Genomic DNA, 6,897 nt, shown 5'->3' on the forward strand with positions numbered 1-6,897 from the left:
CCCTTCCGAGGAGGACGACCATGGACACCGCACCGGTCAGCGGTGACAGTGCTGCCCAGGAACCCGACCGTCAGCCCCTCACCGAACGAGACCTCCAGCTCCTCGCCTTCGAGCGCCAATGGTGGCGCTACGCCGGCGCGAAGGAGCAGGCCGTCAAGGAGACCTTCGGGTTCTCGGCCACGCGTTACTACCAGTTGCTCGGTGAACTCATCGACCGTCCCGAGGCGCTGGAGCAGGATCCGATGCTGGTCAAGCGACTGCGCCGGCTGCGGGCCACGCGGCAGCGCGAGCGCGCGGCCCGGCGACTCGGCATGCGTCCCTAGGTGGCTGGGTACTCCAGCCGCGTGAGGAACATCCCTGGAATCCAAGCGATCGTGAAAGATCCGTCAGGGGCGGTGATCGGGCTCGACTTCGACGGCACCCTGTCGCCCATCGTGCCCGACCCGGCCGCCGCGAGGATCCATCCGGCGGCTCCCGACATCCTGGCCCAGCTCAGCGGGCGGGTGTCGGCGGTCGTCATCCTGACCGGCCGGCCCCCTGCCACCGTCCTCGAACTCGGTCCAGGCCTGGCCGACGTGCCCGGCCTGGTGATCCTCGGGCACTACGGCTTCGAGCGGTGGGAGAACGGCCGCGTCAGCGCTCCGCCGCCGCCCGCCGGCGTGCCGCGGGCCGAGGCCGAGCTGCCGATGCTGCTCGACGCCCTGGGCCTGACCGGAGTGGCCGTCGAGGACAAGGGGCGGGCGGTGGCCGTACACACGAGGCGCAGTCCCGATCCCGAAGGGGCCTTCGAGGCGCTGCGGCGGCCGCTCGCGGCGCTGGCGGAGCGCAACGGGCTGGTGGTCGAACCCGGCCGGTACGTGCTGGAGCTGCGCCCGCCCGGCATGGACAAAGGCCAGGCGCTCTCGTTGTTCCTGGCCGAACGCGCGGCCAGGTCGGTGATGTTCGTCGGCGATGACCTGGGCGATCTGGCCGCCTTCGACGCGGTACGCGCTTCCGGGTTGCCCGGGGTCACCGTGTGCAGTGGTTCGGCCGAGGTCACCGAGCTGGCCGAGCGGACGGACATCGTCGTGGACGGGCCCGACGGCGTGATGGCGCTGCTCAAGGAGCTGACGGCCGCGGTTCGCGGCTGACCAGCACGCCCGTCACGGCCAGCGCGATCAGCACCGGGACCATGAGGAAGGCCGTACGCGTCCCGAAGCCGTCGGCCAGCGCGCCCAGCGCGAACGGGCCCGCGGCCATCGCCAGTCCGGCGCAGACCGGCGAGACGGCCGTGGCCCGCACCGGGTCGGTGGCGAGCACGCCGGCCAGCGCGAGCGGGAAGTGCAGCGAGACGCCGAGCCCGCTGATCGCCAGCCCCGCGTACGCGAGCAGCGGCTGGGTGCCCGACCAGAACAGCAGCCAGCCGGCCGCGGTGAGCAGCAGGGCGCCGGTGAGCAGCGCGGGCGGGCCAATGCGCAGGGCCAGCGGCGTCCCGGCGAAGCGGCCGACGGCCAGGCCGGCCGTGAACGCGGTCAGCCCGGTCGTGGCCGCCGCCACGCCCATCCCGGTGTTCGACGCGAACAGCTGCACCGCCCACAGGTTGAAGCAGAACTCCAGCGCGACCACGAGGAAGAGCACGCCGCCCGCCACGTAGAAGCGCCAGCCGGGCGGCGGCAGGCCCGCGCGGGCGGCGCCGTCGTGCGGGCGGCCGGCCACGCGGACGCGGCCGAGCGTGAGGGCGATCAGCGCGGTGAGGATCGGGGTGATCAGCAGGGCCGCCCGCCAGCCGAGCGCGGTCTGCGCGGTGGCGCTGATCGTGTAGGTCATGGCGATGCCGAACAGGATCGCGACCGCGTTGGCCTCGCTGATCGCCGCCGGCCCGGCCGGGCCGTGGTGGTCGCTGAGCGCGGCCATCATGGCGTAGAGGGCCACCGAGCCGAACAGGCTGGCCAGGCCGTAGCCCAGCAGGGTCGCCGGCAGGGCGGGGGTGAGCATGACCGGAACCAGGCCCGCGTTCATGCCGGCCAGGCTGCCCCAGATCGTGGCGCGCCGGCCGTACCTGCGCTCCAGGAACGGCAGCGCGGCGCCGGCGAGGAGCGTTCCCGCGGCCATCGCGGTGCCGTGCAGGGCGGCGATCGCGTTGGAGACCTGCTGTTCCTGGCGCAGCAGCGGCAGGACGGCGCTCAGCCCGTACAGGTAGGTGGCGAAGGCGCCGAGTTGTAGATAGACGAGCCAGGTCGGGAGATCACGGGTCAGACGGATCCGGACTGTGGTCACTTAAGGCATTAAGTCAGGGCATCGAGCTGCGCCGCAAGCCACTTCTGGGGCGGCAGCGCTGTGGCGGACGCGGCCAGGCTCGCGGCCCTGCGCGTACGCTCCTCCTCGGGCATGACCAGGGCGGTGCGCAGGGCCTGGGCGGTCTCCAGGACGTCGTAGGGGTTGACCACGAGCGCGTCGGCACCCAGCTCAGCGGCGGCTCCGGCCTCGCGGGACAGCACCAGGACGCAGCGGGGCGACAGGATCGGGCCCTCCTTGGCGACCAGGTTCATGCCGTCGCGGATCGGGTTGACCAGCAGCACGTCGGCCATCCTGTAGGCGGCCAGGCTGCGCGCGTAGTCGTCGTTGACGTTGAGTATCAGCGGGTCCCAGTCCTCGGTGGCGTACTCGTCCTCGATCTCCTTGGCGCAGCGCTGCACCGCCGCGGTGTACTCGCGGTACTCGGGCAGGTCGTGGCGGCTCGGGTAGGCGAAGGCCAGGTGCACCACGCGGCCGTGCCACTCGGGGTGGGCGGCCAGGAACTCGCGGTAGGCGACCAGGCCGCGCACGATGTTCTTGGACAGCTCGGTGCGGTCGATGCGGACGATCAGCTTCCTGTCACCGGTCTGCGCGCGCAGCGCCGCCACGTTCGACTCCACGTCCGGCTCGCAGGCGCGCCGCCACAACTGCTCGCCGTCGACGCCGAGCGCGTGCACGCCGATCCTGGTCGTGCGGCCCTCGTGGGTGACGCCGCGCGCGTCCACCCGGGCGCCCAGCAGGGCCGCGCAGCAGTCGGTGAACGCCCGCGCCCACCGCTCGGTGAGGAACCCGGCGTGATCGGCTCCCAGAATGCCTTCCAGGACCTCACGGGCCACCTCGTCGGGCAGCAGCGCGAAGTACTCCGGCGGGGCCCAGGGGGTGTGGCTGAAATGCGCGATGCGCAGGTCGGGGCGCTCGGCGCGGAGCATGGCCGGGGTGAGGGTCAGGTGGTAGTCCTGCACCATCACCCGCGCCTCGTGCCCGGCCTCCTCGGCCAGCGCCAGCGCGAAGGCGCCGTTGTAGTCGCGGTAGGACTCCCACTCGCGCTGGAACCTGGTGCCGAAGTGCGGGGAGTTGGGGATGTCGTAGAGCAGGTGGTTGACGAACCACAGCGTGGAGTTGGCCACGGCGTTGTAGGCGCGGTGGAAGGTCGCGGGGGCGATGTCCAGCATGCGCAGCGACCCGGTGTCGTAGCCGGCCTGGTCGAGGCGGCCGCCGGGAGCCTGCCGTACGGCGCTGCGGTCGCCGTCGGAAAGGGCCGCGCAGACCCACAGCACGCCCTCGTCCTTCGCCACGCCGGAAAGGCCGGAGACCAGTCCGCCGCCACCGCGTTTCATGGTGAGTTCACCGTCGTCGGAGACGGTGAAGGAGACAGGACCGCGGTTCGAGGCGACCAGGACGCTGTTCATTTAACTATCCTCCGCTCATAGGATCCCGCTATGGCGCTTGATGAGCTAACCGAGGAACTGGCCCGCTCCGCAGCCGCTGGAGATCATCGCGCACTCGGCGAGCTCTTGCGGCGGATCGAGCCACACGTACTCCGCCACTGCGCGCGAATCCTGCCCTATCACCAGGACGCGGAGGAGGCCTGCCAGGACACCCTGCTGGCCGTCGCGCGCAACATCGGCCGCTTCGAGGGCAGGGCGCGCTTCAGCACGTGGCTGCACATCGTGACGGCCAACTGCGCCCGCACGACCTACCGCTCGCTGAAGCGGCGGGCGGCCGAGCAGAGCTCCGACGAGCTGCCCACGCAGAAGCCGGACGTGGCCCGGGTGAGCGTGATCGCGGGCTCGCGCCTGGACCTGCTCGACGCGATGGAGGCGCTGGAGGCGTCCAAGCCCGACCTGGCGCAGGCGCTCGTGCTGCGTGACATCGTGCAGCTCGACTACAACGAGGTGGCCGAACAGCTCGGCATCCCGCTCGGCACCGCGAAATCCCGCATCCACCAGGCGCGCAAGTACGTGCAGGGCGTGCTCGGGGAGGACTATCGGTGAGACGGATTGTCTCACCGGTCGAGATGGGTGGGCAACCGATCCGCTTGACCAGGTAGAGTCCTTTTCGACAACTACATATTGCTCATCCAGAGGGGTGGAGGGACCGGCCCTGCGAAGCCCCGGCAACCCTCCCGGATTGTGACTCGCACCCGCGAGGCCGACCGGGACAAGGTGCCAATTCCGGTCTGTGGTCAAGGTGGCCGCAGGCGAAGATGAGGGAAGGCCTCGCTTCATGTCGCTCGACTTCGGTCCTGCTGTAGCTCTCTCCTGCCGCGAGTGCGGCACCCGCTATGACCTCGGCCCCAGTTTCGCGTGCCTGGAGTGTTTCGGGCCACTCGAAGTGGCCTATGACTTCGGTACGGTGACCCGCTCGCGCATCGAGTCCGGACCGACCAACATCTGGCGTTACCAGGCGCTCCTGCCGGTCCCCGTGGACGTGGCGGCCAAGCAGAACATGAACCCCGGCTGGACCAAGCTGGTCAAGGCCGGCAACCTCGGCCGCGCGCTCGGCATCAAGTCGCTGCACATCAAGGACGACTCCGGCAATCCCACCCACTCCTTCAAGGACCGTGTGGTGGCCATCGCCGTCGAGGCGGCCCGCAACTTCGGCTTCCACACCCTGTCCTGCTCCTCCACCGGCAACCTGGCCGGCGCGGTCACCGCGGCCGCCGCCAGGGCCGGGCTCGACGCGTGCGTCTTCATCCCCGCCGACCTGGAGCAGGCCAAGATCGCCATGGCCCGGGTGTTCGGCGGCAGGCTGGTCGGCATCGAGGGCACCTACGACGAGGTCAACCGCTTCTGCTCCGAGCTCATCGGCGACCCGCTGGGCGACAAGTGGGGCTTCGTCAACGTGAACCTGCGGCCGTACTACGCCGAGGGGTCCAAGACGCTGGCCTACGAGATCGCCGAGCAGCTCGGGTGGAGGCTGCCCGAGCAGATCGTCATCCCGATCGCCTCCGGCTCCCAGCTCACCAAGATCGACAAGGGCTTCAAGGAACTCGTGGCGCTCGGGCTGGTCGAGGACACGCCCTACAAGGTGTTCGGGGCCCAGGCGCTCGGCTGCTCGCCGGTGTCGGCGGCGTACAAGGCCGGGCACGACGTGGTCCAGCCGGTCAAGCCGGACACCATCGCCAAGTCGCTGGCCATCGGGAACCCGGCTGACGGGCCGTACGTGCTCGACATCGCCCGCCGTACGGGAGGGGCGGTGGAAGACGTCACCGACGCCGAGATCGTCGCGGCCATCAAGCTCCTGGCCTCCACGGAGGGCATCTTCGCCGAGACCGCGGGCGGCGTCACCGTGGGCGTGCTCAAGAAGCTGGTGGAAAACGGCACGCTGGATCCCGAGGCGGAAACGGTCGTGCTGAACACCGGCGATGGCCTCAAGACCCTTGACGCGGTGTCGTCGATCGCCGAACCCACCGCTGTCATCCGGCCCTCTCTCGACGCGTTCCGCGCCATCTGAAAGGAAGTTTAAGGCATGAGCGTTTCTGTACGGATTCCCACCATTCTGCGCACCTACACGGGTGGTAACGCGGAGGTCAGTGGCGAGGGTGCGACGCTGCGCGAGGTCCTTCAGAAGCTGGACAGCGACTACCCGGGGATCGGTGCCCGAATTCTCGATGAATCGGGCAAGATTCGGCGTTTTGTCAACGTTTACGTGGGGCAAGAGGACGTCCGATTCGCCGAGGGGCTCGACACCGCGGCCCCCGAGGGGAGCGAGATCTCCATCATCCCCGCGGTAGCCGGAGGCTAACGCTTCGCACACTCTTAGCACTGGGGCACCTCTTCGGAGGTGCCCTTCCCATTTCTGGAAAATTCAACTCTTCGAAGGATGAAATAGGCAGTTTTCAGATTGACTCTGTTGCCCAACGGCATGCCACAGGTATGGTCGAGGGCGATCGCCGCCAGTTTTTCGGTAAAAGCGGCGAACGCGGATCTCGCGGAGGAATGGGCGGGATCCAGAGCCCAGTAAGAGGAGTCGGAAGTGGCGCAGGGCACCGTCAAGTGGTTCAACGCGGACAAGGGCTACGGTTTCATCGCGGTAGACGGTGGTAAGGATGTATTCGTCCATTACTCAGCGATCATGATGGACGGCTACAGATCACTCGAACAAGGCCAGCGGGTCGAGTTCGAGATCACACAAGGCCAGAAGGGGCCGCAGGCGGAATCTGTCCGCACCGTTTGAACCACGCACCGAGGCAGCCCGCACGGCAGCGCAGTCCGTGCGGTTCTGCCAAACACCTTTCGTCTCACCAGGACAGGCCCGATCTCGCGAGGGGATCGGGCCTGACCTGCGACGAGGTGGCTCTCGCTTGCACTCGACCGGGTAGAGTGCTAAACAGTTCGTTGGCACTCTCTCCATGTGAGTGCCAACACCTGGATCGAGACGATCGGGGCCTGCCGAACGGAGATGCGGGCCCAAGTGTTCGGCCCCCGGGCCGGGCACGCTGCCGTCGCGGGCGTCGGCTCGATCCTTGAGAAGCCACCCTGCATCTGGGAGGTCCAGCCTTATGGCAGCCAAGATGATCGCGTTTGACGAGGACGCCCGGCGCGGTCTCGAGCGCGGCATGAACCAGCTCGCTGACGCCGTGAAGGTGACCCTTGGTCCCAAGGGGCGCAATGTCGTGCT

General features: G+C 69.0%; 8 protein-coding genes and 1 riboswitch. Of the genes, 6 read left to right on the plus strand and 2 right to left on the minus strand.

The features are described 5' to 3' along the window. Positions 1-20: 20 nt before the first annotated feature. Together ACIBKY_RS55010 and otsB are read left to right on the plus strand one after the other, a co-directional pair. On the plus strand, positions 21-323 hold the full coding sequence (locus tag ACIBKY_RS55010) for a DUF3263 domain-containing protein (RefSeq protein WP_379626086.1): 303 nt from the start codon (positions 21-23) through the stop codon (positions 321-323). Between the two features lie 51 nt (positions 324-374). Then, positions 375-1,130, plus strand: coding sequence for a trehalose-phosphatase (gene otsB, locus ACIBKY_RS55015; RefSeq protein WP_397110658.1), 756 nt, complete (start codon positions 375-377; stop codon positions 1,128-1,130). On the opposite strand, the gene ACIBKY_RS55020 is transcribed toward otsB, so the two are convergent. Both ACIBKY_RS55020 and ACIBKY_RS55025 read right to left on the minus strand, forming a co-directional pair. Continuing rightward, positions 1,099-2,256 carry an MFS transporter gene (locus ACIBKY_RS55020; RefSeq protein WP_397110660.1) on the minus strand — a complete coding sequence of 386 codons (1,158 nt, stop codon included), beginning with the start codon at positions 2,254-2,256 and terminating at the stop codon, positions 1,099-1,101. The two genes, otsB and ACIBKY_RS55020, sit on opposite strands and share 32 nt — an antisense overlap. A gap of 8 nt (positions 2,257-2,264) precedes the next feature. Continuing rightward, positions 2,265-3,683 carry a trehalose-6-phosphate synthase gene (locus ACIBKY_RS55025; protein WP_397110662.1) on the minus strand — a complete coding sequence of 473 codons (1,419 nt, stop codon included), beginning with the start codon at positions 3,681-3,683 and terminating at the stop codon, positions 2,265-2,267. A 30-nt stretch (positions 3,684-3,713) separates the two neighbouring features. Between ACIBKY_RS55025 and ACIBKY_RS55030 the strand changes: the two genes are divergently transcribed. From ACIBKY_RS55030 to ACIBKY_RS55045, 4 genes are all read left to right on the plus strand, one after another. After that, positions 3,714-4,268 (plus strand): RNA polymerase sigma factor, encoded by a 555-nt coding sequence (locus ACIBKY_RS55030; RefSeq protein WP_184976413.1) that lies wholly within the window; start codon positions 3,714-3,716, stop codon positions 4,266-4,268. A 79-nt stretch (positions 4,269-4,347) separates the two neighbouring features. After that, positions 4,348-4,487, plus strand: a riboswitch (SAM riboswitch). A 13-nt stretch (positions 4,488-4,500) separates the two neighbouring features. After that, the gene (gene thrC, locus ACIBKY_RS55035; RefSeq protein ID WP_397110665.1) at positions 4,501-5,730 is read left to right on the plus strand and encodes a threonine synthase; all 1,230 of its coding nucleotides are present in this window, start codon (positions 4,501-4,503) and stop codon (positions 5,728-5,730) included. Between the two features lie 15 nt (positions 5,731-5,745). Then, positions 5,746-6,021, plus strand: a complete 276-nt coding sequence (locus ACIBKY_RS55040; RefSeq protein ID WP_184976409.1) for a MoaD/ThiS family protein — start codon at positions 5,746-5,748, stop codon at positions 6,019-6,021. A gap of 231 nt (positions 6,022-6,252) precedes the next feature. Continuing rightward, positions 6,253-6,453, plus strand: a complete 201-nt coding sequence (locus ACIBKY_RS55045; protein WP_106250594.1) for a cold-shock protein — start codon at positions 6,253-6,255, stop codon at positions 6,451-6,453. Positions 6,454-6,897 lie beyond the last annotated feature (444 nt).

Source organism: Nonomuraea sp. NPDC050394, assembly GCF_044459065.1.
Taxonomy (GTDB): Bacteria; Actinomycetota; Actinomycetes; order Streptosporangiales; family Streptosporangiaceae; genus Nonomuraea.